Annotated in this window: 22 protein-coding genes, 2 tRNA genes and 1 pseudogene; 10 read left to right on the top strand and 15 right to left on the bottom strand. The window is 63.3% G+C overall.

The genetic code is table 11. The features are described from left to right. Window positions 1–1,045: 1,045 nt before the first annotated feature. The 13 genes and pseudogenes from IH615_RS22255 to IH615_RS12105 all read right to left on the bottom strand — a co-directional run bounded on the left by IH615_RS22255 (window position 1,046) and on the right by IH615_RS12105 (window position 8,981). Complete coding sequence (locus tag IH615_RS22255; protein ID WP_366485044.1) at window positions 1,046–1,492, bottom strand: VapE domain-containing protein; 447 nt, start codon at window positions 1,490–1,492, stop codon at window positions 1,046–1,048. Then, window positions 1,479–2,267 (bottom strand): VapE domain-containing protein, encoded by a 789-nt coding sequence (locus IH615_RS12160; RefSeq protein WP_291362134.1) that lies wholly within the window; start codon window positions 2,265–2,267, stop codon window positions 1,479–1,481. The genes IH615_RS22255 and IH615_RS12160 overlap by 14 nt, the downstream gene beginning before the upstream one ends. 8 nt (window positions 2,268–2,275) lie before the next feature. Beyond that, a complete protein-coding gene (locus IH615_RS12155; RefSeq protein ID WP_291362133.1) occupies window positions 2,276–2,458 on the bottom strand; it encodes a helix-turn-helix domain-containing protein in 183 nt (60 codons plus the stop codon). A gap of 139 nt (window positions 2,459–2,597) precedes the next feature. Further along, window positions 2,598–3,368 carry a hypothetical protein gene (locus tag IH615_RS12150; RefSeq protein ID WP_291362132.1) on the bottom strand — a complete coding sequence of 257 codons (771 nt, stop codon included), beginning with the start codon at window positions 3,366–3,368 and terminating at the stop codon, window positions 2,598–2,600. Between the two features lies 1 nt (window position 3,369). Then, window positions 3,370–4,341, bottom strand: a complete 972-nt coding sequence (locus IH615_RS12145; RefSeq protein ID WP_366485051.1) for a site-specific integrase — start codon at window positions 4,339–4,341, stop codon at window positions 3,370–3,372. A gap of 36 nt (window positions 4,342–4,377) precedes the next feature. Beyond that, window positions 4,378–4,574, bottom strand: a pseudogene (locus IH615_RS22250) (Arm DNA-binding domain-containing protein); the annotation flags it as partial. 161 nt (window positions 4,575–4,735) lie between these two features. Beyond that, window positions 4,736–4,811, bottom strand: a tRNA-Phe gene (locus tag IH615_RS12140). 162 nt (window positions 4,812–4,973) lie between these two features. After that, window positions 4,974–5,171 carry a DNA gyrase inhibitor YacG gene (yacG, locus tag IH615_RS12135; RefSeq protein ID WP_291362131.1) on the bottom strand — a complete coding sequence of 66 codons (198 nt, stop codon included), beginning with the start codon at window positions 5,169–5,171 and terminating at the stop codon, window positions 4,974–4,976. Continuing rightward, entirely contained in the window at window positions 5,171–5,809 is a 639-nt protein-coding gene (locus IH615_RS12130; protein WP_291362130.1) for a Maf-like protein, read from the bottom strand. Before IH615_RS12130 ends, yacG begins: the two co-directional genes overlap by 1 nt. 10 nt (window positions 5,810–5,819) lie before the next feature. Next, complete coding sequence (infA, locus tag IH615_RS12125) at window positions 5,820–6,038, bottom strand: translation initiation factor IF-1 (protein ID WP_035082742.1); 219 nt, start codon at window positions 6,036–6,038, stop codon at window positions 5,820–5,822. A 125-nt stretch (window positions 6,039–6,163) separates the two neighbouring features. After that, window positions 6,164–7,162, bottom strand: coding sequence for a UPF0262 family protein (locus IH615_RS22245; RefSeq protein WP_316358799.1), 999 nt, complete (start codon window positions 7,160–7,162; stop codon window positions 6,164–6,166). Window positions 7,163–7,170: 8 nt separating this feature from the next. After that, a complete protein-coding gene (gene hisD, locus IH615_RS12110) occupies window positions 7,171–8,463 on the bottom strand; it encodes a histidinol dehydrogenase (protein ID WP_291362129.1) in 1,293 nt (430 codons plus the stop codon). Window positions 8,464–8,546: 83 nt separating this feature from the next. Beyond that, window positions 8,547–8,981, bottom strand: a complete 435-nt coding sequence (locus tag IH615_RS12105; RefSeq protein WP_291362128.1) for a DUF2948 family protein — start codon at window positions 8,979–8,981, stop codon at window positions 8,547–8,549. A gap of 817 nt (window positions 8,982–9,798) precedes the next feature. Between IH615_RS12105 and IH615_RS12100 the strand changes: the two genes are divergently transcribed. Genes IH615_RS12100 through IH615_RS12085 form a run of 4 tightly spaced genes read left to right on the top strand, consistent with a single transcriptional unit; the run spans window position 9,799 to window position 13,446 of the window. Then, window positions 9,799–10,446: a TetR/AcrR family transcriptional regulator gene (locus tag IH615_RS12100; RefSeq protein WP_291362127.1), complete on the top strand. Its 648-nt coding sequence runs from the start codon at window positions 9,799–9,801 to the stop codon at window positions 10,444–10,446. Continuing rightward, on the top strand, window positions 10,443–11,381 hold the full coding sequence (locus IH615_RS12095; RefSeq protein ID WP_291362126.1) for an HlyD family efflux transporter periplasmic adaptor subunit: 939 nt from the start codon (window positions 10,443–10,445) through the stop codon (window positions 11,379–11,381). Before IH615_RS12100 ends, IH615_RS12095 begins: the two co-directional genes overlap by 4 nt. Further along, window positions 11,378–12,316, top strand: coding sequence for an ABC transporter ATP-binding protein (locus IH615_RS12090; protein WP_291362125.1), 939 nt, complete (start codon window positions 11,378–11,380; stop codon window positions 12,314–12,316). Before IH615_RS12095 ends, IH615_RS12090 begins: the two co-directional genes overlap by 4 nt. Further along, window positions 12,313–13,446 carry an ABC transporter permease gene (locus tag IH615_RS12085; protein ID WP_291362124.1) on the top strand — a complete coding sequence of 378 codons (1,134 nt, stop codon included), beginning with the start codon at window positions 12,313–12,315 and terminating at the stop codon, window positions 13,444–13,446. The genes IH615_RS12090 and IH615_RS12085 overlap by 4 nt, the downstream gene beginning before the upstream one ends. Window positions 13,447–13,624: 178 nt before the next feature. Here IH615_RS12085 and murA read toward each other — a convergent pair whose 3' ends face one another. Further along, a complete protein-coding gene (gene murA, locus IH615_RS12080; RefSeq protein ID WP_291362123.1) occupies window positions 13,625–14,917 on the bottom strand; it encodes a UDP-N-acetylglucosamine 1-carboxyvinyltransferase in 1,293 nt (430 codons plus the stop codon). A 439-nt stretch (window positions 14,918–15,356) separates the two neighbouring features. Between murA and IH615_RS12075 the strand changes: the two genes are divergently transcribed. Continuing rightward, window positions 15,357–15,431, top strand: a tRNA-Thr gene (locus tag IH615_RS12075). Between the two features lie 65 nt (window positions 15,432–15,496). Here IH615_RS12075 and atzF read toward each other — a convergent pair. Further along, on the bottom strand, window positions 15,497–17,329 hold the full coding sequence (atzF, locus tag IH615_RS12070) for an allophanate hydrolase (protein ID WP_291362122.1): 1,833 nt from the start codon (window positions 17,327–17,329) through the stop codon (window positions 15,497–15,499). Between the two features lie 253 nt (window positions 17,330–17,582). Between atzF and IH615_RS12065 the strand changes: the two genes are divergently transcribed. The 5 genes from IH615_RS12065 to IH615_RS12045 all read left to right on the top strand — a co-directional run bounded on the left by IH615_RS12065 (window position 17,583) and on the right by IH615_RS12045 (window position 23,140). After that, complete coding sequence (locus IH615_RS12065) at window positions 17,583–18,686, top strand: BMP family ABC transporter substrate-binding protein (RefSeq protein WP_291362121.1); 1,104 nt, start codon at window positions 17,583–17,585, stop codon at window positions 18,684–18,686. 142 nt (window positions 18,687–18,828) lie between these two features. Continuing rightward, window positions 18,829–19,938, top strand: a complete 1,110-nt coding sequence (locus IH615_RS12060; RefSeq protein ID WP_291362120.1) for an ABC transporter permease — start codon at window positions 18,829–18,831, stop codon at window positions 19,936–19,938. Further along, complete coding sequence (locus IH615_RS12055) at window positions 19,935–20,855, top strand: ABC transporter permease (protein ID WP_291362119.1); 921 nt, start codon at window positions 19,935–19,937, stop codon at window positions 20,853–20,855. Before IH615_RS12060 ends, IH615_RS12055 begins: the two co-directional genes overlap by 4 nt. Window positions 20,856–20,912: 57 nt before the next feature. After that, window positions 20,913–21,605, top strand: coding sequence for an isochorismatase family cysteine hydrolase (locus tag IH615_RS12050; RefSeq protein ID WP_291362154.1), 693 nt, complete (start codon window positions 20,913–20,915; stop codon window positions 21,603–21,605). Further along, window positions 21,602–23,140: an ABC transporter ATP-binding protein gene (locus IH615_RS12045; RefSeq protein WP_291362118.1), complete on the top strand. Its 1,539-nt coding sequence runs from the start codon at window positions 21,602–21,604 to the stop codon at window positions 23,138–23,140. Before IH615_RS12050 ends, IH615_RS12045 begins: the two co-directional genes overlap by 4 nt. Window positions 23,141–23,142 lie beyond the last annotated feature (2 nt).

Raw genomic sequence — 23,142 nt, 5'->3', positions numbered from 1 at the left:
AGCTGCAGCGACACCCTGTACCAAACCGCAAGGGGACTTGCCGCCAATGGACTGTGCGCATGTTTGCTCCGACGGACAGTTTTGTCGACGACGCCAAAAGTTCGGGCGGCGCGGCATTGATTCTAGAGGTGCGTACCGTTGTAGCACCGTCAACAAGGACGGCAATCCAAGCATCTGACAAGGGCCAGGGCGAGTATGGATGGGGCTCGGTGGAGCCTTGGCTCTTGCTGGCTCATTGTGGCGTTGACCCCTCCTTTATATCCTTCACGCCACCTTAGTGGCGCGGCAGCCGGCGTCCCGCCGAGATTGAGACCAGACCCAACGGTCTGGTCAAAATCCCTCCCTACAACCCCAGCATGCCACAGCTGCGCGCTATTCAGTCAACGGCCTTGAGAAAGGCCGTCCTTCGCTTTGCTCCGGCCCTGCGGGTGACTGCGCGCTTAGCTGTGGCATCCTGTGGTTATCGCGCGGGGAACATCGTCTTCCGCGCTGCGCGCGGGTTTTCAGGCCGCTCGGCGCGGGCCTTCAAACAAGGAACTGGGGTAGAAAAGAGAAGGCGGTTGCCGCATTCTTCCTTTCCCAAGCCCTTTGTTCGACGCGCCGCAGGCTCGTCGAATCTTTTTGGGGGACGCCCTTCGTCCCGACACCTCCAGAACGCCACAGCGCACAGCGCAGAGTCACCCGCAGGGCCGGAGCGGAGCGGAGGACTGCCTTTGGCAGTTGACCTGCGCGAGCACTGTGGCACCCTCCCTTTGACTTTCTGTTTCTTGCCTTTTGTTCCCGGTGTTCCCAGTTTTAAGCCTCAAACCAGAAGTATATTAGAATGCTGAAATGCTGCTGGCTGTTCCAGAATCGGCAGCTTTTAGCGGGAACACCGGGAACAGTTGCTCCGGTGTTCGTTTGCCGCCTAAGTACTCTCAGCGTCTTGCGGGATGGTACTGCCACTGAAATGCCTGCCCTACCCGCACTTTCACCCTCCTCCAGCCGCTGGCCCTAAGCACGCGTGAAACTCGGTTCTTGTCAGACTGTTTCCAATGCGCCGTGCTCATCTGTAGGCAGTCGCCCAGAATCTGAGGAATGGTAACGAAGGTACGGTCAGCAATGAAGTCGTAGATCGGCTCATCCCACGGATCCCCCTCGTAGCGGGCCGACTTTCGATCACTGCTAGATCCAACACTTCCCCCTCTTCCAACCACCACTTGTGGTGTGAGCGATAAAGGTGCACCGCCTCTGCCCAGATCTGATCCCGGTCAGCACTCAAACGTTCAACATCCGATTTTGTCACCGCAACAGGCCAAATCCGGCGAGCACCCGTAGGATCGCGGAGGTAGCTGTTGGTGGTGCCAGAGAAAACGCATTGCCGGGGCACATTAACGGCGCAAGTGCCATATGGGGGGCGATATCGGTCCACGCGGCAGGTTAGGAAGCCGTTCATCGTTTCTACTGTCGTCGTTTTTAGGGACTCAAGCTCGCCAAGTTCAATGATCCACATCCCGTGGGTTTTGCAGCGCTGCATCCTTTGTGCCGAGTGGTGGCATGCGATCGGTAAACCACTCTCCGGCCAGAACCCTGAGTGCCGAAGATTTTCGAAGCCCCTGGCTCCCTTCGAGGACGAGAGTGACGTCGGCTTGGCATCCAGGCTGGAAGATGCGCGCGACCGCCGACACCAAATAGCGTGAACCTATCTCCTTGGTATATGATGAATTTTCAGCCCCCATGTACCCTGTCAGCCAACCATCGAGGCGGGGTTTTCGATCCCACTCAAGTGACTCTAGGTATTGCCGGACCGGGTGGAATGGATGCCGGAAAGCAACCATGGCTGCTGCATGCTTCACATCCCGCACATTGACGTTGATCTCGCGCACCTGCAGCCAACTGGTAGCCTGCAATTCATCGAACTCTTGCCATTCCCTTCGCTGATAGCCTTCAATGTCGTCCCAAGGCAACGGAGCCAAAACCGTTGGCTTACTTGCAAACACGTCAAAGCCCAGACATCCAAAGAACTCTGGTGCCCACTCAAGCGGAATCGAGGCGTTGTGCAAGTTGGCTACAATCTCACCACGTCTAGTCATCACAAGGCTCGCGAGCCAGTTCGGAATGGCCTCTGTGCTGGCGCAGTTCGATGCTATTGTTGCGGGATCCGAAATAGGGTTATTATCTCGTCCTGAAGCGCCACGCTTCGCATCTTCTGCCTCGCCGTCCCTGTTTGCAGCAGGGGCGGCGACTTCATTTTGTGGCTCGCAGATGGAATGTTGGGTCTCGTCCAAGACCGGGGTCATTTGGCATCGCTCGCCGGCAACGACGCGATGAATGCTTTGAGATCATCGGCGAGAATGAGCGTCTGCCGCCCATTTTTCCTTGAATTCAAGAGGCCTGTCTTGATCATCTCGTAGAGGCGGCTCCGGCTGATGCTAGCGGCGCGAGCAGCTTCTTCGATCGTAAGTGCGATCTTTTCCAATTGTCTGAGTCCAGGTCGGAGAGGTGTCCGGCCACACGGCGGCTGAATGTCCATCGCCGTCCACCATCATCCACGTGGACGCCTCAGAGTCTGGGGGGACGTCCATTCAAAGTTCAAATCGACGTCGGCTACGGCGCCGTCAGTCCGAATTCCACCTCTCGATGGCTTTGGCAATTGCGTCGGCCTTCGGCTTCTTGCCCATGGCCAAACGAGCAACTTCCGCGACAAAAGTGTAGAGGGGGCCCGTGAGCACGTCGCCCCCCTGGCGACCGCCACCTTTGGAGCCATAAAGCTCTCGATACAACTCCGGAAACCGCCCGCCAATTAAGCTGTAAAGTTCAATTGGCACGAATTGGTCCGTGAGCTCCAACTGTCGCCTGACGTCCTCCAAGGCAGCCACAAAGTGCGCAGCCCCGTTGAGCCATTCATAGAACGCCCAGTTCTGTCCGCCCGCGGTACCAAACAGCCATTCCGGACGCATCTCTGCCAATTCGCCTATTGGGGCATCAGGGTCAGCTCCGAAGAACTGAACGTTCTCATCATGCTCCGCCCGCGCGGGATCCCGTTGATAGAATTCCGATAAGGTCCTCTTGAGGCCCCTGTTGTCGTCGGACACCGCAAACTTTCGCAATCTGATAGCTGTGCCGAAGATGTTTTTTATGCCTCGCAGCTGCCCGGCCACGTTCCCGTAGGGCGAATTCCGATACAGCTCGCTTTCTTTCCAATTATGAAACGTTGCCATCATCGTAAGACCCAGAACGTCTATCTTTGACGGGTCAGCCAGAACCCGCTTGTGACGACGCTCCATTAGCTCGACAACACCTTCAGCAACATCGCGCCAGTCGTGCTCTCCATCTGGATAGGGAAGGTATTTTTCCGGTATCGGTTTGAACAGGTTGCCTTCAGCCAACCTAATCCCTCGCCAATTCCCATGGATGACTGGGCACAAACGGCTGAGCACGCAACTCATCGCATTGGTCCGCCCACCATTGCGCGATCTGTGTCCGCTCCTTCCAATACGCAGAACGGTTGTATGCAGCGCGCACCTCATCCTCGTCCTCATGGGAAAGATGGCGCTCGACGACGTCTTTGTCCCAGAGCAGGCTGCCGTTCGCCATGCTGGAAAATGACGCGCGAAGTCCATGCGCTGTCTGTTCGTATTTGGAGAAGCCCAGTCGCCTCAGCGCACCGTTCAAGGTATTCTCTGACATCGGACGCGTGCTGCTGCGCATCCCGGGAAACAACAATTGCTCTTGGCCTGTGAAATCCCTCAGGCGCAGCAGGAGCTCGACGGCCTGGCGCGCCAATGGCACATAATGGACCCGGCGCATTTTCATGCGCAAGCGCGGCACGCGCCAGACGGCATGGGCAAAGTCGAATTCTTCCCATTCTGCCTTCCTCAGCTCGCCCGGCCTCGGATGAAGCAGTACGGCGAGTTGCAAGGCAATCCTGGTTGGCACGTTGCCGCTATAGCCATCGATAGCCCTCAGCAACTGCCCAAACTCAGGTGCCGTGGTGACGGCCGCTCGGCTTTCGGGCCGTGCCGGTAAGAGGGCCCCCTTTAGCGCGACCGTGGGGTCGTCTTTGGCTTTTGAGGTCCATATCGCGTACCGAAACACGGCGCCGATCGTCGTCCGAGCGCGGTTGGCACTCTCCAGACGTTCCCGGGCCTCAATTCCGCGCAGCACAGCAAGGACTTCAACAGGCGACACTTCACTGACTGGACGGGAGCCGAAACCCTTTCGGGCAAAGGACAGCAGCCACTTTTTCTTGGTGATCGTCGCCTCGGCCTGCCCCTTCTTTATCTGCTGACCGATCCATTCATCAGCAACGGCGTCAAAGGAATTGTCGAGCGAGAGCTTGCGCAGAAGGGAGGGGTCCATTCCCGTACCAAGAATCTTCTTCTGGGCTTCGCGCTTCTCTCTCGCTTCGGAGAGGGAAATGACGGGGTATGCCCCCAGCGCCAGAACCTTTTGCTTACCCCATGGCGGTACGCCAGCCGCCACAACTTTGATCCTGTGGGCATGACCCACAGCTGGAGCCCACCCCCGTCAGAAAGCTTCTGAAGCTTTTCTGTGGGCTTGGCCGATTCAACAAGCCGCGCGCTTAGAGGCAATTGAACCTCCCATACCAACAGGCCCAGTGCCTACCAACAGATGCGCTGGATTTCAGCAAGTCCACGTGGACGACTGCGGACTCTAAGTTGCCAACATCGTTGATGAATCGCCAACCGGCTGGACGCTGGTGGACGACTGTGGACGATCGCGATGGGGGAAGTGGTGCCCGGGACCGGAATCGAACCAGTGACACGCGGATTTTCAATCCGCTGCTCTACCAACTGAGCTACCCGGGCAATGGGGCGGAAGGACCGCCCGGCTCAAAGCCACGGGCCTTATAGGTGATGGGTTTTGAGGGTGCAAGCGGGAAAAGGGTTTGTGGAAAAGGAGTTTGCATGGTGACACGTCCTCGTGGTTCGACAGGCTCACCACGAGGTCTACTGAGGCACTCCTGGCCGTCAGATATTATCGTCTTCGTCGTAGTCGGGGACAACATTGTCGCCTTCGGCGGCCGGCTCGTCGTCCCTGGCTGGGATGACGTAGCTGCCGGTCAGCCAGCGGTTGAGGTCGACGTCGGCACAGCGCTTGGAGCAGAAAGGCTTGAAAGCCTCGACGCTCGGCTTGCCGCAGATCGGGCATTTCCGTTCCGCGGCCATCAGACGCCTGACAGGGTGGACTGGTTGAGCCAGTTGAAATGGACCGGATAGCCCTCGCCGGCCAGCAGTTGCGCGGTTTCCATCAGCGGCAGGCCGACAACGGCGGTGTAGGAACCCGAGAGCTTGACCACGAAGGCGCCGGCAATGCCCTGGATGGCGTAGCCGCCGGCCTTGTCGCGCCATTCGGCGCTGGCGAGATAGGCTTCCATCTCGCGGGTGGACAGGCGCTTGAACCGAAGGCGCGTTTCGACCAAGCGCTGGCGCTTGGCGCCGGACGGGGTCAGCACCGTCAGCGCGGTATAGACGCGATGGGCCCGCCCCGAGAGCAGGCGGAGGCATTCGGTGGCCTCTTCCATGGTCTCGGCCTTGGGCAGGATGCGGCGGCCCACCGCCACCACCGTATCGGCGGCGAGCACCAGCGCGCCCTGGCCGAAGCCGGCAGAGCGGGCCTTGTGCTGGGCGGTCAGCGCCTTGAGGTCGGCGAGGCGGATGGCAAGCTTGCGCGGGAGCTCACCCTTTTCGGGCGTCTCATCGACATGGGCCGGCACCAAGTGCTCAGGCTCGATGCCAATCTGGTTGAGCAGCGCAAGCCGGCGCGGCGAGGCGGAGGCCAGGATCAGATCCGGACGGCTGGCCATGACTCAAGCCTTATTTGAAACGATAGGTGATACGGCCCTTGGTCAGGTCGTAGGGCGTCATTTCGCACAGGACCTTATCGCCAGCCAGCACGCGGATGCGGTTCTTGCGCATGCGGCCAGCGGTGTGGGCGATGATCTCGTGCTCGTTTTCCAACTTGACGCGGAACGTCGCATTGGGGAGCAATTCAGTCACCACGCCCGGAAATTCGAGCACTTCTTCCTTCGCCATACTGTCTCCTAATAGACCCATAGGGGCATAGCTTGCCGGCCACGGGTCGGAAAGTGGCCTTTACCTACTTCAATTCAATGGATTTGTGAACCACTTGCGCCACGTCCGCTGCGCGGGCGCGCAAGTCAATGTTGGTCGCCCTTCCGAACCGCAAAAGTGGTGTCCACTTTTGCTGGAAGCGCTCCGGAAACCAGTGGCTCGAGACGCTCACGTACCCGCTTGCGCAGGCTATCGCGCAGTTCGCGATAAGCCGCCAGCACCAGCTCGCGGTTGCCTTCCACCAGGGATGGATCGGGAGTCTTCCAATGCTCGACGGCACCGGCTTCGAGACCCTTGCGGGTCACGGCTTCGGGCGCGTCTTCTGAAAGGGTGATGACCAGATCGAAACGGTTGGCAACCAGCTCGTCCAGGATATGGGGCGTGTGCACGCTCATATCAATGCCGATCTCTTCCATCACCTCATGCACGAACTGGTCGGCCTTGCCGCCATTGACCCCCACCGAGCGGGCAATGACGCGGCCGGGAAAGGCCTGGCGAGCCAGGGCCGCGGCCATGGGCGAGCGCACCGAATTCATCGAGCAGACGAAGAGGACGCTTGGCAGCTCGCTTGTCGCCTCGTCGATTCTGGAGGCATAGGGCTGCACGGCGCAGATCAGGGTGAACAGGCGCCGCGCGGTGTTGAGATCGATGATGATCTTGTTGTCGAGCCGCGTGCGCAGCAGTTCGGCCGCCTCGTTGTGCATGCCGCGGCGGGCCATGTCGACGGTTTCGATCTGGAAGGGCTGGGCCGAGCGGATGGCCTCGTAATAGGCGTCGCGGATGCGGAAATAGTCGCGGATCAGCCGGCGGAACGGGGTCAGCGACAGGTAATGGGCAGCAATGGGCTGGAAGGTCTCGGGGTGGCGCACGTCGAGCACGATGGAATTGCCGATGATCGACATGTGCAGGGCGAAGGGCCCCTTGGCGGCGACGCGGGCCGGGCGGAAGGAGTTTTGCTCCAGGAGGTCATAGATGGCGATGCGCCATTCATGCACCTCGTCGGGATTGATCGAGGTGATGGTATTGGGGTCGAGCGTGACGGTGACCAGGCGATCGGTGTCGGTCGGCTTCGCCTGGGTTTCCATCGAAATGCTCAACGGTTGAGCCTTATGGAGACCGAGCGGCCGTGACCATCAAGCCCCTCGACCTCGGCCAGGGTGACTGCGGCTCCGCCCAGCATCGACAGGGTCATCGGATCGCAACCCAGGATCGAGGTGCGCTTCATGAAGTCGAGGACCCCCAGGCCGGAGGCGAAGCGGGCGGTGCCGGCGGTGGGCAGGACGTGGTTGGAGCCGCCGACATAGTCGCCAATCGCCTCGGGCGTGTGGTGGCCGAGGAAAATCGCCCCGGCATGGCGGATGGCGGGCAGAACCGATTGCGGATCATCGAGCGCCAGTTCGACATGCTCGGAGGCGATGCGGTTGGCGAGGGTCACGGCCTCGGACAGCGAGCTGACAGTGATGATGGCGCTGTACTGGTCCCAACCCTCGCGGGCATTGGCTGGGCTGGGCAGCAGGTCGATCTGGCGGTCGACTTCCGCGGCGACTGCATCGGCCAGGCCCTTTTCGGTGGTCACGAGAATTGAGCGGGCCCCTGCCCCATGCTCGGCCTGCGCGATCAGGTCGGCAGCGACCCAGGCCGAATTGGCCGAACCATCGGCAATGACCAGCACTTCGGAGGGGCCGGCGATCATGTCGATGCCAACCTGGCCAAAGACCTGGCGCTTGGCCGTCGCCACATAGGCATTGCCCGGGCCGACGACCTTGTCGACCGGCGCAATGGTTGCCGTGCCATAGGCCAAAGCGGCCACGGCCTGGGCGCCGCCGACGCGATAGATTTCGGTGACGCCCGCTATCTTGGCGGCGAGCAGGATGGGCGCGGCGATCTGGCCGCCCGGCGTGGGCACGACCATGGCGATGCGTTCGACGCCGGCGACCTTGGCCGGCACAGCATTCATCAACACCGAAGATGGATAGGTGGCCAGGCCTCCGGGCACGTAGATGCCGACGGCATCGACGGGAGTCCAGCGCGTGCCGAGAGTGACGCCGAGGGGGTCGGTATAGATGTGATCGACCGGCTTCTGCTTTTCGTGATGGGCCTTGATGCGATCATGCGCAGTCTGCAGAGCAGCCCGGACCTCATCGCTGACGCGGGCGGCGGCGGCATCGATCTCGTGCTGGGGAATGCGCAGATCGGCGGCCGTGAAGTGGGTGCGGTCGAAGCGGTTGGTCAGTTCGACCAGGGCAACGTCGCCGCGACTCCGGACATCGGCGATGATGCCGGCAACGGTGTCGCTGACGTCCTGGCTGGACTCGCGCTTGCCGCCGAGCAGGTCCTGGAAGCGCGCTTCAAAGTCGGTGTCGGCGCTGTCGAGGCGGATGGGCATGGAAGGGCCTTGGTTTGACGGGTCCAGCATGGCATCTGGACCGAACAATTTCTACCGGGGTCTAGCGGGCAAGCAGCAAAGGGTCAGTCCAGCGCATGGGCCGGCTTGGCTGACGCGGCCCAGGCGGCACCCAGGTCGGACAGGCGGGCTTCGAGGCATTCGACGCCCAGCCGCACCGTGCCGCCGCCAGCAAAGCTGAGCTCGACAATGCCGGCGGGGCCATCGATGGGCTGGAAGGTGATGGCCAGCAGTTCGAGCACGCCTTCGGCGGCGGCGGGATCAAAGCCGCTGGTGACGACGGACTGCACCGCATCGAAATGCAGGGCGGCGCGCTTGCGCAGGCCCTTGTCGCGGCGGCCCTTGCCGGATTCCCAATCAAACCGGTTCATCAGCAGCGCAAAGCGGCGGTCGCCGCGGGCATAGCCCATGTCGGCAACGCGCACGATGGCGTCCTGCACATGGGCGGAAATGACTTCGAGGTCTTCGGTATCAAGCGCGAGAAGTTTCAGGTCGGTCATGTCTGGTCGGCCCTTGGAACTGGAGTGCGCCGTATCTGGTCACCCCAACCCCGATCTACAAGTTTGAAGCGAGCGGGGCAATGCGAGCGGCGAGAAAAGGACATGCGAAAGCGCCGCCTGGATTGCGGTTGTCATGGGTTCGGTTCGCTCGGTGTCGAGACGCCAAGGGGCGCTCAGAGAGCTATGGTGGCGAGGCTCCTGCCTCGAAGTGGTAGTTAAAGGAAGTGAGGCCTTTGCCTCGCCACCACGCCAGGATTTTCGCGGGTCCGGGCCAGGTACGCTGTGTCGCAAGCGCAGCTGCCGAGTTCCCCCCGCCCAATGGGAGCGACCTCCCATCCCTGGCTGCCTCCACGGTCATCACTCGTCATGACCGGCTCTGCCGTGAAGATGGAAGGAGTATGCGGCAGGTTTTGGTGGGTGGGGATAAGTCAGCTTCTTCAAACGGCCACGAACTGACGCCCTCAACCAGCAATTGCCCCGGTTCGAGGCACGAGAAGAGCTATTTGTAGGTGGCGGGAGTGTTCCAACATCCGCCGGACCCACCTCCCCCTTGAGGGGAGGGAGACGACTGGTAGATCGCCAGGCAATTGCCGGGCGGCCAAACCTTACAGCCGGACGTCATCATCAAAGCCGCCGTCGCATCAGGACAACTGGCGCAAGTGGCCCCACCCCCTCCTGCCCCCATCAGAGGGGGAGGTTCTTGCTCCACTCGTGGGAGCGGTCGAGTCCCACTTCCCAATACCCTACCGACCACCCACGCCTCTTGCAACTGACTGACCAGTCAGTTATTAATAAAGATGAGGCTGGAGCGTTCCGCATGACCGACACATCCAAAAAATTCCGCCGCCGCGCTGATGCACGGCCTGATGAGGTGCTGGATGCGGCGCTGGCGGTGTTCGTGGAAAAGGGATTTGCGGCGGCAAAGGTCGAGGAGGTCGCCAAACGGGCGGGCGTGTCCAAGGGGACGGTCTATCTCTACTTTCCCTCGAAGGAGGCGTTGATCGAGGGCATTGTGCGGCGGGCGGTGGCGCCGATCGCGGTGCGGGCCCTGCCCGATCTAGAACAGTTCGAGGGCGATCCGCGACTGCCGATCACCATGCTGCTGACCGTGCTGGTGCAGCAATTGGCGCAACCCGACAAGATCGCCGTGCCCAGGCTGATCCTACGGGAGGTGATGAGCTTTCCCTCGATCGCCGAGCTTTATCGCAAGGAAGTGCTGGGCAAGGTCATGCCGGCGCTGACCGGGCTGATCCGGCGGGGCGTCGAGACGGGCAAGCTGCGCAAGGTCGATCCGGACCTGACGGTGCGCTCGATCATCGGCCCGGTGCTGGCTCATGTAGCGCTGGCCGAGATCTTCGGCATCAAGCCGGAGGGCGAGGGTCTGGGGCTCGACGGACTGGTCGCCAACCACCTCGATATCCTGTTTCATGGCATCTGTGCCGAGCCCGGCGAGGCGACGCCATGAACGAGTTCTTTGCCGGGGTACTGGCCGCCCTCATGTCCATGCTGCCCGGCGGGGCTGCGGAAGATGCCGGCTATGCGGGGTATCTCGAGGCCGACTATGTCTATGCGGCACCGATCAGTGCGGGGCGGATAGCCGGCATTGCGGTGACCGAGGGACAGGCCATCGCCGCGGGCGAGTTGCTGTTCACGCTCGAAAGCGGCCAACAGCAGGCGCTGCTCGATGCGGCGGAGGCGCGGGTGGAAGCGGCGCGGGCAACGCTGCAGAACCTGGAATCGGGCGGCCGTTCGGAAGAAATCGACGTCATCCGCGCCAATCTCGGCAAGGCGCGGGCCGATCTGGCGCTGGCGCAATCCAATCTCGCGCGCAGCGAAAAGCTGCTGGCCGCCGGCACCGTCGCCTCGGTGCGGGTGGAGCAGGACCGGGCGGCACTCGCCGCGGCCGAAGCGCAGGTGGCGCAGCTGACGGCGCAGGTCAACGTGGCGGAACTGCCGGCGCGCGATGCACAGCAGGTCGCCGCCGAGGCAAATCTTGCGGCCGCGGAGGCGGATGCCGGAAGGGTGGCGCTGGACCTGGAAGAGCGGCACACCAGGGCACCGGTGGGCGGGACGGTGGACCGGCTGTTCTACGCAGCAGGCGAAATCGCCATGGCCGGTGCGCCTGTCGTCGCCATCCTGCCCGAAGGCGCGCTCGAGGCGCGGTTCTTCGTGCCGGAGGCGGAGCGGGCGGCGCTGGCGGTGGGCCAGACGGTCAGCGTGAGTTGCGACGGCTGCATGGCGATGACCGCCGTGGTGACCCGCCTTGCCAGCGAACCGCAGACGACACCGCCGGTGATTTATTCGCGCGAGGAGCGTGGGCGGCTGGTCTACCTGGTGGAAGCGCAGCTCGACGCGCCGGGCAACCTGCGACCCGGGCAGCCGGTGACGGTGACGCCGTGAACGAGGGCAACGCCATTTCGGTGCATGGGCTGACCAAGCGGTTTGGCGACAAGACGGTGGTCGACCATTTCGACATCGAAGTGCCGCGCGGGGCGATCTATGGCTTTCTGGGCCCCAATGGCTCGGGCAAGACCACCACCATCCGCATGCTCTGCGGATTGCTGCTGCCCGATGCCGGCGAGGGCACCTGCCTGGGTTTCGACGTGCGCAAGCAGGCCGCCGCGATCAAGACGCAAGTCGGCTACATGACGCAGAAATTCAGCCTCTACGAGGATCTTTCCATCCGGGAGAATCTCGACTTCGTGGCGCGGATGTATGGCGTCAAGGACCGCCGGAAGCGGGTGACGGCGGCGCTTGAGGATCTGGGGCTGGCCGATCGGGCGGGGCAATTGGCGGGAACGCTGTCGGGTGGCTGGAAGCAGCGGCTGGCGCTGGCCGCCTGCCTGATCCACGACCCGCAACTGCTGCTGCTCGACGAGCCGACGGCGGGCGTCGACCCCAAGGCACGGCGCGACTTCTGGGACGAAATCCGCCGGCTGAGCAAGACGGGCGTCACGGTGCTGGTCTCGACCCATTACATGGACGAGGCCGTGCAGTGCGATTTCATCACCTATATCGCCTATGGCAAGAAGCTGATCGACGGGAAATCGGCGGAAATCCCCGCCATGGTGGGGCTGACCACCTGGCGTGCCGAAGGGCCGGACCTGGCGGCGCTGGAGGCCGAGCTGGCAGGCCAGAAGGGCGTGGCACAGATCGCCCGCTTCGGCTCGACATTGCATGTGTCGGGGGTGGATGCGGCGGGGCTGGAGGCCACCGTCCGCGCCTTCGAGGCGCGCGGCGTCCATCGCTGGAGCCTGATGCCTGCAGGGCTGGAAGAGGCGTTCATCTACCTGATGACGGGGGCGCGGGATAATTTCGCCCGCGACGCGGCATGAGCCCCTTCTCATTCTCCCGCTTTGCCGCTGTGCTGATGAAGGAATTCATCCAGATGCGGCGCGACCGCGTCACCTTTGCCATGATGATCGGCCTGCCCATCGTGCAGCTGATGCTGTTCGGCTTTGCCATCAATGCCGATCCACGACACCTGCCGACGCTGGTGGAGCTCAATGATGACGGACCGATCGTGCGCGCGGTGCTGTCGGGGATGGAAACGTCGGGATATTTCGATTTCCAGGGCGTGGTCCATGGACCCGATGCGGGTGAGGACGCGCTGCGGCGGGGGATTGCCAACTTCGTTGTGGTCATCCCCGCCGATTTCGAGCGCGACGTGGTGCGGGGCTTGCGGCCCGATATTCTGGTGGCGGCGGATGCGGCAGACCCGTCAGCAGTGGGCGGGGCGGCGGCGGCGCTGAGCGGGATCGTCAATGGCGCCATGGCGCAGACACTGACCGGGCCGGTGGCGGCAGTGGGTGCGGCCCCTGCCCCGTTCGGCGTTATCGTGCACCGGGAATACAATCCAGAAGGCAGGACATCGACCAATATCGTGCCGGGGCTGCTGGCCATCATCCTCTCGATGACCATGGTGATGATCACGGCGGTGGCGATCGTCAAGGAACGCGAGCGCGGCACGATGGAGATGCTGATCTCGACGCCGGTCAGGCCATTCGAAGTGATGCTGGGGAAGATCCTGCCCTATGTCCTGGTGGGCTATGTGCAGACGGCGGTGTTCCTGGTGGCGGCGTTTGTGGTGTTCGGCGTGCCGTTCGAGGGCACGTTCATGGCCTTCTTCATCGGCTTCAACCTCTTCATCCTGGGCAACCTGGCGCTGGGCTTCCTGATCTCGACCCTGGCGCGCAACCAGATGCAGGCGATGCAGCTGAGCTTTTTCACCATCCTGCCGTCGATCCTGCTGAGTGGCTTCATGTTCCCGTTTGCCGGCATGCCGGACTGGGCGCAGGGCCTGGGCCTGGCGGTGCCGGCGACGCATTTTATCCGGCTGGTCCGCGCGGTCATGCTCAAGGGCGCCGATAGCGGCGACCTGACAGGGGAATTCACCGCGCTGGCGGTGATCGTCTGCGTGATCTCGGTGCTGGCCATGCTGCGCTATCGGCAGACGCTGGATTAGGTCGCGTGGGCAATACCCGAGGACTACTCGTCGCTTACCGGGTTGAAAGTGGCCCTCGGATCAAGTCCGAGGGCAGTGCGGTGGGTGTGGCGGCATCGGCCCCGCCATTCGACCATAGGTCTCATGGCCTAGCACGCTAAAATCGCTCCGCCGGAGCGATTTTGCCTTCGGCCGCCTGCTAGCCCGCCACGCGTTCGATTTCGGCGCCGCAGCGGCTGAGCTTGTCTTCGAGGCGCTCGAAACCGCGATCGAGGTGGTAGATGCGGTTGACCACGGTCTCGCCCTTGGCGGCGAGGCCGGCAATAACCAGCGACACCGAGGCCCGCAGATCGGTGGCCATCACCTGGGCCCCCTTGAGCTGGGGCTTGCCGCGGACGGTGGCGACCTGGCCATCGACCGAGATATCGGCGCCGAAGCGGGCGAGTTCGGCCACATGCATGTAGCGGTTCTCGAAGATGGTCTCACGGATATGGCTGGTGCCATTGGCCATGGTCATCAGGGCCATGAACTGGGCCTGGAGGTCGGTGGGGAAGCCAGGAAACGGGTCGGTTTCGACATCGACCGGCAGAATGCCGTTGCCGTTGCGATGGACACGCAGCCCCCCGGGCTCGACGGTCAGCTCGACGCCGGTGCGGGCCAGGACGTCGAGGGCGGCCTGCAGGTGTTCCGGCCGGGCGCCCTTGAGCAGCACATTGCCGCCGGTCATGGCGGCTGCCATGGCGAAGGTGCCGGTTTCGATGCGATCGGGGATCACATCCACCGTGGCGCCGTGCAGCTTGTCCACGCCTTCGACGGTCAGGGTGCGCGTGCCGATGCCGGATATCTTTGCACCCATGGCGACGAGGCACTCGGCGACGTTGGTGATCTCGGGTTCCTGGGCGGCATTCTCGATAATGGTGGTCCCCTTGGCCAGGGTCGCCGCCATCAGGATGGTGTGGGTGGCACCGACCGAGACCTTGGGGAACTTGATATGCGCACCGACGAGGCCGCCCTTGGGCGCCTTGGCGACGACATAGCCCTCGTCGATATCGATCTCGGCGCCCAGTTCCTTGAGGCCGAAGAGGAAAAGATCGACCGGCCGGGTGCCGATGGCGCAGCCACCGGGCAGCGAGACGCGGGCCTCGTGGCAACGGGCCAGCAGCGGGCCGATGACCCAGAAGCTGGCGCGCATCTTGGAGACGAGCTCATAGGGGGCGGTGGTGTCGACGATATCGGCGGCATGGAAGGTCATGCGCTGGCCGACGCCCTCGTCCTCGCCGCGGCGGCGCCCATGTACGGCGATATCGACGCCATGGTTTTCGAGAATGCGCTCGAGCTGCTTGACGTCGGCGAGGCGCGGCACGTTCTGCAGCACCAGCGGCTCGTCTGACAGCAGTGAGGCGATCATCAGCGGCAAGGCGGCATTCTTGGCGCCCGAAATCGGGATTTCGCCATTGAGTTCGTTGCCACCGATCAAACGGATACGGTCCATAGTCTTGTCCTATATGGCGGGCATGATGCCCTGCTACCTGGATTGGAGGTAGGCCAAGTCCTAGTTGCCACGTAAGCCAGACTCGCCGTTCTCGATGAAGGCATGCCCGAATGGCTCTGCCTGTAGTTAGTCGATAGTCGCCCGAATCTGGTTTACGGTTTATTGACCGTATCAGTTCCGGGTGGCGGTTGTGGGTCTGGCGCCTGGCGCTCCGAATCGGCGCGCGCCTTGGCCTGCCCCTTCCGGCGCTTGAGGTTCTCACGCAGCTTTGCGGCCAATCTTTGCTCGCGCAAGGCAGCCTGTTCGGATTTGGTCATCGCTCGCAGTGGAATCGTGTTGGAGCCTCGGCGGTTGATAGGCGCTTTTTAGCCTTGCGTCGAGGTTGGGCCTATGGCAAAGGAGCCCCCGTCGCGCCGGGCACCAAGCCGCGCAAAGACATGCTGCCGTAGCTCAGTGGTAGAGCACCCCCTTGGTAAGGGGGAGGCCGACAGTTCAATCCTGTCCGGCAGCACCATTTCAACTCATTGATGTCGTATAAGCTTTTGACCAGTATGGGCATCGCTATGACATGGCATGTGACTATCTGCTCGTTGCGACGGTAGCTCGGTCAGCAGCACCGGTGTCGCGGTTGACATAGGCGCGCCAGCCGCCGAACCGGGTTACTTCCCCGGCGGGGTCGATGGCGTGCTGTTCGCAGAGGAAGCCGCTGACGCTGGTGCCATCATCGAGCGTGATCTTGCCGATGCCCAGGGGCGCGGGGATGCGCGACACGAAGCTGCCGAAGCCGGCGACCGGCAGGTGCCAGACCTCGACGTCGATGCCGGCCCCGGCATAGCCGGGCGCGCGGACCAGGCCCGGCTTTGGCGGGGTGGTGTTGGGCAGGGCAAACAGCCGATAATCGCCCGCCGTGCGACAGCGCTTGAGCAGCGTCCCGCCCAGATCCACCAGTTCGCCATTGAGGGGCATGCCGCTGAGATGGGCGCCCACGACCACGATCGGAACCGAACCTGCGTCTGGGCGCGACGGCAGTGTGGATTTGACGGCTGTAGACTTGTCCCTGCCAGCGCCCCGTCCGATCGCCGCATGGAGCTCGGCCGCATAGGCGGCAAGCGCGTCATCGCTGAAGGCGGGACCCACCAGCGTGACGCCCGCAGGCAGCCTGTCGGCGCTATCGAAGCCGGCAGGGATGGCGATGGCGGCCAGATCGAACAGATTGACGAAATTGGTATAGCGGCCAAGGTGGCTGTTGCGGAGGATCGGCTCGGCCTGGATCTCGGCGACCGTATAAGTCGTGGGCGTCGTGGGCAGCAGCAGCATGTCGACGGATGCCCAGGTGGCCTCGGTCTCGCGCCTGAGCGCGGCGAGACGATAGCGCCCGGCGAAGGCATCGACCGCGGTCTGCCCCTGGGCGCCACCGATGATGGAGCGGACCGTGGCATCCATCTCGGCCGCGTTGCCAGCAAAGAAGTCGGCGATTGCCGCCAGGCGCTCGGCGACCCAGGGCCCGCCATAGAGGAGATCGGCGGCGGCGCGGAACGGCGCGTAGGCGATCGGCACGATGGTGGCGCCGCCCTGTTGGGCCGCGGCAATGGCGGCATCGTAGCGGCGCTCGACCTCGGCATTGCCGTAGAATTCGCGCTCGCTGCCCGCAAGGACCCCGATGCGCCGCTGCCGGGGCAACGCGACCGGCTCGGCGCGCCGCGAGAACGGATCGGCGGCATCGAAGCCTTCGGCGACCTGCCGCACGACGGTGCCGTCGCCGACGCTGGCGGCGAATATGCTGACGCAATCGAGCGTGCGGCAGGCTGGCACGACGCCCGAGGTCGACAGCAGGCCCAGAGTCGGCTTGATGCCGACAATGTTGTTGAGCGCGGCGGGGACACGGCCGGAACCGGCGGTGTCGGTGCCAAGCGCGAAGCTGCACAGCCCTGCTGCCACGGCCACGGCCGAGCCGGAACTGGACCCGCCCGAAATATAGCTGGCATCGAAGACCGAGCGCGGCGCGCCATGGGGCGAGCGCGTGCCATTGAGGCCAGTGGCGAACTGGTCGAGATTGGTCTTGCCGATAACGATGGCGCCGGCCGCGCGCAGGCGGGCAACCACGGCGGCGTCCGCGCTGGGCGAATAGGCGAAGGCCGGGCAAGCCGCGGTGGTGGGGAAGCCGGCGACATCGATATTGTCCTTGACGGCAAACGGAATGCCCCAGAGCGGCAGACTGGCCGGATCGGGGTGGCTTTCCATCAACTGGCGCGCCGCCGCACGCAACTGCCCGGCGCTGGCGGGCGTGATGAAGACTGCCTTGTCGGGCCAGGCATCGCAGCGGGCCAGCACCGCATCCACCATGTCGAGCGGCGTCCCGCCCTGGGCGTAGAACTGGCTGAGTGCGGAGAGGTCGAGAATAGTGGACAGCATTGCGGGGTCTCGTTGAGCAAGTTCGCGCAGAATGGCATCGTAAAGGTATTGTATGCAATAGCCACGCTTCTGCTTATTTTTTGAGCATTTGTGAGATTATTGTATGCATCTGAGGCAACCACCCCGCGAGCGAAATGGGGTCGCTTGCGCTAATCTATTGATTTTGCTGCAAATCATTCCAACGCGACATTTGGCATGCGGCTTGCAACGGGATTTGCAGCCGCTCGCTACGGGCGGATGCAGGGAGCAAAACATGTCGCGACTCAATCTTTCCCGTCGTTCACTGCTCAAAGCCGGCGCTGCCGGTCTTGCGGCGGCGGCGCTGCCCATGGGCCTGGCCCGGGCGCAATCCCCGATCGTGCTGGGTGCCGTCTATGTCGGCCCACGCGATGATTTCGGCTGGAACCAGGCGCATGCCACGGCCATGGAAATCCTCAAGACCGTGCCGGGCGTAACCGTCATCGAGGAAGAGAACGTTCCCGAAACCGACGCCGTCAGCCAGTCGATGGAATCGATGATCAACCTCGATGGCGCCAACCTGATCCTCGCCACCTCGTTCGGCTATTACAGCCCCTTCGTGGTGGAGCTGGCCAAGAAATACCCGGACGTGCAGTTCCGCCACGCGGCGCCGCTGTGGAAGGAAGGCGACCCGGCCAATGCCGGCTCCTATTTCTGCTACCTCAACCAGGGCCACTATGTGGACGGCGTCGCCGCCGGCCTGTCCTCGCCGACGGGCAAGCTCGGCTTCGTCGCCGCCAAGCCGATCCCGTCGGTGCTGTCCAACATCAACTCGTTCCTGCTCGGCGCCAAGAAGACCAATCCCGCCGCGACCGTGCAGGTGATCTTCACCGGCGAGTGGTCGATGCCGGTGCGCGAGGCCGAGGCCACCAACGCGCTGATCGATGCCGGTTGCGACGTTATCACCTGCCATGTCGATGGTCCCAAGGTGGTCGTGGAAACGGCAGAGGGTCGTGGCGTCAAGACCTGCGGGCACAATGCCAGCCAGGCCCCGCTTGCCCCCAACGGCTTCATTACCGGCGCCGAATACAAGTGGAGCACCATCTACGCGATGTATGCCGACCTCCTGGCCAAGGGCGAGCCTTTGCCCAATTTCGTCGCCGGCGGCTACCACAATGACATGCTGCAGAACTCGCCCTATGGCGCCGGCGCCACGCCCGAAGCCATCGCGGCAGCCGACGCGGCCATTGCCGACCTCAAGGCAAGCAAGCCCATCTATGTCGGCCCGCTCAAGGACAATGCCGGCAATGTCGTCATCGAAGGCGAGATGGACAATTACGACCCGGTGCTCGACGGCATGAACTACCTGCTCGAAGGGGTGGTGGGGTCAATTACCTGATCGGAATCCGGCGCAAGCGGCGCCCCCACCGAACCTCCCCCTGAAGGGGGAGGGACCGATCGGGGCCAGACAGGCGCCACGTCAACCGAACCGTTCCTCCCCCTTCGGGGGGAGGCCAGGAGGGGGACAGCGGAGTATCCTCATGAGCGCAGAAGCAGCCGGACCGATTCCAACGACCCGCACCCCCAATGTGCGTACCCTAAAACTCGCCGAATCCGTGTTCGTGCCGGTCTTTGCCCTGGTGGGCTCGTTCCTGATCTTCTCGCTCTTCCTCCTCGTCATCGGCAAATCGCCGGTCGATTTCTTCACCCTGGTCTGGACCGGCGGCTTCGGCTCGAGCTTTTCCATCCAGCAGTCGCTGCAGCGTTCCGCGCCATTGATCCTGACCGCCTTGGCCTTTGCCATACCCGCCCGCATCGGGCTCACCATGATCGGGGCAGAGGGGGCGCTGGTGCTGGGTGGTTTCACAGCGGCAGCTATTGCCATTCCGCTGGTGACATCAGGCGCTGCGGCACCCGTGGCCTGGCTCATCATGGCCATCACATCAATGGCGGCGGGTGGTCTCTGGATCGGGCTGGCCGGCTGGCTGCGCCACTATCGCGGGGTCAACGAGACGATTTCCTCGCTGCTGCTGAGTTATATCGCCATCGCCATCATGAACTTCTTCGTTGAAGGCGCGCTGCGCGATCCAGCTTCGGCCAACAAGCCCAGCACCATGCCCATTGGCGATGCCTATCGCATCGGCTCCATCCCCGGCACCGATGTACATTGGGGCTTTGCGGCGGGTGTCGTTCTCGCCATCATCCTCTACATCCTGATGTCCCGCACCACCTTTGGCTTTGCCGCGCGCATGACGGGCGGCAATGTCCGCGCCGCCAAGGCGCAGGGCCTGCCGGTGGGCTTCCTTGTCGTCACCTGCTGCGCCATTGCCGGATGCTGCGCCGGCCTTGCCGGCTTCTTCGAAGTCACCGTCATCCACGGCCAGGCCAATGCGTCGCTGGTGGCCGGCTATGGCTTTACCGGCATTCTCGTCGCCTTCCTCGCCCGCCATAACCCGCTGATGATCGTGCCCGTCGCCATCATCTTCGGCGCCATCGCCGCGGCGGGGGGCCTCGTGCAGCGCCGCATGGGCATGCCCGACGCCACTGTGCTGGTGCTGCAGGGCATCATCTTCGTCGTACTGCTGGCCAGCGACACACTTTACGGGCGCATCAAGTTCTTCCAGCCTGAAGCCAGGGGAGACCGGACATGATGGAAAGTGCCTTCATCACCGTCCTCATCGCCATGCTGGGCGGCGCCATCCGCGTCTCGACCCCCTTCATGTTCGTGGCTTTGGGCGAATGCCTCACCGAGAAATCCGGCCGCATCAATCTCGGGCTCGAGGGCAATCTCGTGCTGGGCGCCATGGTCGCCTATGCCATCAGCTTCCACACCGGCAATCCCTGGATCGGCGTGCTCGCCGCCGGGGGCTCGGGGCTGATCCTGGGTGCGCTGCACGGCTATATCTGCAAGCTGCCCAAGGTGAACGATATCGCCGTCGGCATCGCCATCATGAGCTTCGGCACGGGCGTCGCCTTCTTCTTCGGCAAGCCCTATATCCAGCCCTCTGCGCCGCGCCTCGATGCCATCCACCTCGGCGACTGGACCGGCAATCCCGCGCTGGCGCAGGCGTTGCAGGTCAATCCGCTGTTCTTTGTCGGCATCATCCTCGCCGTGGCCATGAGCTGGGCCTTCGCCAATACGCGCTGGGGCCTCATCGTGCGCATGACCGGCGACAGCGCCGCCTCGGCCAAGGCCATGGGCGTGTCGGTCGATTGGGTCCGCTTCCTCGCGACAGCCGCCGGCGGTTTCCTGGCCGGCGTGGGCGGGGCTTTCCTGTCGCTCTACTATCCCGGCTCGTGGAACCAGGGGCTCTCATCAGGCCAGGGCCTGATGGCGGTAGCCCTCGTCATCTTCGCCCGCTGGGACCCGATCCGCTGCATCTGGGCCGCTTTGCTGTTCGGCGCCGCCGGCGCCATCGGCCCCTCGCTGCAATCGGTGGGCATTTCGCAGGGCTACTACTTCTTCAACGCCGCCCCCTACATCCTCACGCTCTTCATCATGATCGCCTCGGCCCGCTCCAAGGGCGCCGCGCGCGAGGTGCCGGGCGAGTTGTCGATCACCAAATGAGGCTTTGCACCGATGAGGCTGACCATGAGCTTGAGTGACGAACGCGTGGACGACGCCATGGTCCCCGGCGGCACAACCATCACCAGCGCCGATCCCTATCCCTGGCCCTTCGACGGCAATTGGGGGCCGCACAATACGGCGCTCATCGTCATCGACATGCAGGTCGATTTCTGCGCGCCCGGTGGCTATGTCGACTCGATGGGCTATGACATCAGCCTGACCCGCGCACCCATCAGCCCCATCCAGGCGGTTCTCTCCGGCATGCGCGCCAAGGGCTACCCCATCATCCACACCCGCGAAGGCCACAAGCCGGACCTGAGCGACCTGCCCGCCAACAAGCGCTGGCGGAGCCAGCGCATCGGCGCCGGCATCGGCGACCAGGGGCCCTGCGGCCGTATCCTGGTGCGCGGCGAGCCCGGCTGGGAGATCATTCCCGAGCTGCAACCGCTGGCCGGCGAAGCGATCATCGACAAGCCCGGCAAAGGCAGTTTCATCGCCACCGATTTCGAGCTGGTGCTGCGCATGAAGAATATCCGCAATCTCATCTTCACCGGCGTCACCACCGATGTCTGCGTCCACACCACCATGCGCGACGCCAATGACCGCGGCTATGAATGCCTGCTGCTGGAGGACTGCTGCGCCGCCACCAAGGTGGAAAACCACCTCGCCGCCATCGACATGATCAAGATGCAGGGGGGCGTCTTCGGGGCGGTGAGCAATTCGGCTGACCTGCTGGCGGTGCTGCCATGAACGCTGCCGCGCCCATCCTTGCCGCCGGCCGCGCGCCTTCGCTCAAGGCCATCGGCATGACCAAGATCTTCGGGCCGCTGGTGGCGCTCGATGATGTCAGCATCGATATCCCGGCCGGCTCGTTCCATGCGCTGCTGGGTGAGAACGGCGCCGGCAAGTCGACCCTGGTCAAATCCATCATGGGCTTCTATTCGGCCGACAAGGGCCAGGTGCTGCTCGACGGCAAGGAGGTGTCGATCCGCTCGCCCAGGGATGCCCGCGCCCATGGCATCGGCATGGTCTATCAGCAGTTCACCCTGGTCCCCTGCCTCTCCGCGGCGGAAAACCTCGTCATCTCGCGCGCCGATGCGCCTGCGGTGATGGACTGGAAAAAAGAAAAGCAGGCGCTCGAAGCCTTCATGGAGCAGATGCCCTTCAAGGTGCCCCTCGATGCGCAGGTCAGCTCGCTCTCGGCCGGCGAAAAGCAGAAGCTCGAAATCCTCAAGCTGCTCTATCTCGACCAGCGCTTCATGATTCTGGACGAACCCACCTCGGTGCTGACGCCGGGCGAGGCCGACGAAATGCTGGGCCTGCTCGGCGACATGGCCGCGCGCAAGGAAATCACCGTCCTGATGATCTCGCACAAATTCCGCGAGGTGAAGGCCTTCTGCGATGGCTTTACCGTCTTGCGTCGTGGCCGCTTCACCGGCTCGGGCGATGCCCAATCGGCCACCATTGCCGAGATGAGCCAGATGATGATCGGCGACACGGAAGTGCGCGAACGCGCAACCCGCCGCGTCCACAACGAGGTCAGAGAAGTGCTCGAACTGGCCGGGCTCTTTGCCGAGGATGTCGATGGCGCCAATGTCATCGAGGCGGTCAATCTCAAGGTCAATGCCGGCGAAATCGTCGGCATTGCCGGCGTCTCCGGCAATGGCCAATCGGCGCTGGTCGAGGCCCTCGCCGGCCAGCGCTCACTGTCCGATGGCGCCATCCGCATTCATGGCCAGAACTTCTTTCCCAGGCGCGCCGCCTTCGACAAATTCAAGGTGTTCGGCCTGCCAGAGGAGCCGCTGAAGAATGCCACGGCACCCAAGATGAGTGTGGCCGAAAACATCGCCTTTCGCGGCTTCGACAAGCCCCCCGTCGCCCGCTTCGGCTGGTGGATGTCGCCCGGCCCGATGCGCAAGAAGGCCGAGGACCTGATCGCCCGCTACCGCGTCAAGACCACCTCGCCCGATGCGCCGATCGAAACCCTGTCGGGCGGCAATGTGCAGCGCGCCGTGCTGGCGCGCGAACTCTCCGGCGATGTCGACGTGCTGATCGTCGCCAATCCCTGCTTCGGGCTCGATTTCGCCTCGGTCTCGGAAATCCGCAGCCAGATCATGGAACAGCGCAATCGCGGCGCCGCGGTGCTGCTGGTCAGCGAGGACCTCGATGAGATTCTGGAACTGTCCGACCGGGTCGCGGTGATGAGCGGGGGGACCATCACCTATGTGAGCCGGATCGAGGATACCGATCGCAACACCATCGGCCAGCATATGGCAGGGCACTAGAT

The organism is Devosia sp., assembly GCF_014860165.1.
Taxonomy (GTDB): Bacteria; Pseudomonadota; Alphaproteobacteria; order Rhizobiales; family Devosiaceae; genus Devosia.
This window is presented reverse-complemented; position numbering and strand designations above follow the sequence as displayed.

What these genes read in the sequence shown, in the direction of transcription:
- IH615_RS22255 (WP_366485044.1), bottom strand. Translation starts at nt 1,492, where the DNA reads ATGTGGATCATTGAACTTGGCGAGCTTGAGTCCCTAAAAACGACGACA.
- IH615_RS12145 (WP_366485051.1), bottom strand. Translation starts at nt 4,341, where the DNA reads ATGGACCCCTCCCTTCTGCGCAAGCTCTCGCTCGACAATTCCTTTGAC.
- yacG (WP_291362131.1), bottom strand. Translation starts at nt 5,171, where the DNA reads ATGGCCGCGGAACGGAAATGCCCGATCTGCGGCAAGCCGAGCGTCGAG.
- IH615_RS12130 (WP_291362130.1), bottom strand. Translation starts at nt 5,809, where the DNA reads ATGGCCAGCCGTCCGGATCTGATCCTGGCCTCCGCCTCGCCGCGCCGG.
- infA (WP_035082742.1), bottom strand. Translation starts at nt 6,038, where the DNA reads ATGGCGAAGGAAGAAGTGCTCGAATTTCCGGGCGTGGTGACTGAATTG.
- IH615_RS22245 (WP_316358799.1), bottom strand. Translation starts at nt 7,162, where the DNA reads ATGGAAACCCAGGCGAAGCCGACCGACACCGATCGCCTGGTCACCGTC.
- hisD (WP_291362129.1), bottom strand. Translation starts at nt 8,463, where the DNA reads ATGCCCATCCGCCTCGACAGCGCCGACACCGACTTTGAAGCGCGCTTC.
- IH615_RS12105 (WP_291362128.1), bottom strand. Translation starts at nt 8,981, where the DNA reads ATGACCGACCTGAAACTTCTCGCGCTTGATACCGAAGACCTCGAAGTC.
- IH615_RS12100 (WP_291362127.1), top strand. Translation starts at nt 9,799, where the DNA reads ATGACCGACACATCCAAAAAATTCCGCCGCCGCGCTGATGCACGGCCT.
- IH615_RS12095 (WP_291362126.1), top strand. Translation starts at nt 10,443, where the DNA reads ATGAACGAGTTCTTTGCCGGGGTACTGGCCGCCCTCATGTCCATGCTG.
- IH615_RS12085 (WP_291362124.1), top strand. Translation starts at nt 12,313, where the DNA reads ATGAGCCCCTTCTCATTCTCCCGCTTTGCCGCTGTGCTGATGAAGGAA.
- murA (WP_291362123.1), bottom strand. Translation starts at nt 14,917, where the DNA reads ATGGACCGTATCCGTTTGATCGGTGGCAACGAACTCAATGGCGAAATC.
- atzF (WP_291362122.1), bottom strand. Translation starts at nt 17,329, where the DNA reads ATGCTGTCCACTATTCTCGACCTCTCCGCACTCAGCCAGTTCTACGCC.
- IH615_RS12065 (WP_291362121.1), top strand. Translation starts at nt 17,583, where the DNA reads ATGTCGCGACTCAATCTTTCCCGTCGTTCACTGCTCAAAGCCGGCGCT.
- IH615_RS12060 (WP_291362120.1), top strand. Translation starts at nt 18,829, where the DNA reads ATGAGCGCAGAAGCAGCCGGACCGATTCCAACGACCCGCACCCCCAAT.
- IH615_RS12055 (WP_291362119.1), top strand. Translation starts at nt 19,935, where the DNA reads ATGATGGAAAGTGCCTTCATCACCGTCCTCATCGCCATGCTGGGCGGC.
- IH615_RS12050 (WP_291362154.1), top strand. Translation starts at nt 20,913, where the DNA reads ATGGTCCCCGGCGGCACAACCATCACCAGCGCCGATCCCTATCCCTGG.
- IH615_RS12045 (WP_291362118.1), top strand. Translation starts at nt 21,602, where the DNA reads ATGAACGCTGCCGCGCCCATCCTTGCCGCCGGCCGCGCGCCTTCGCTC.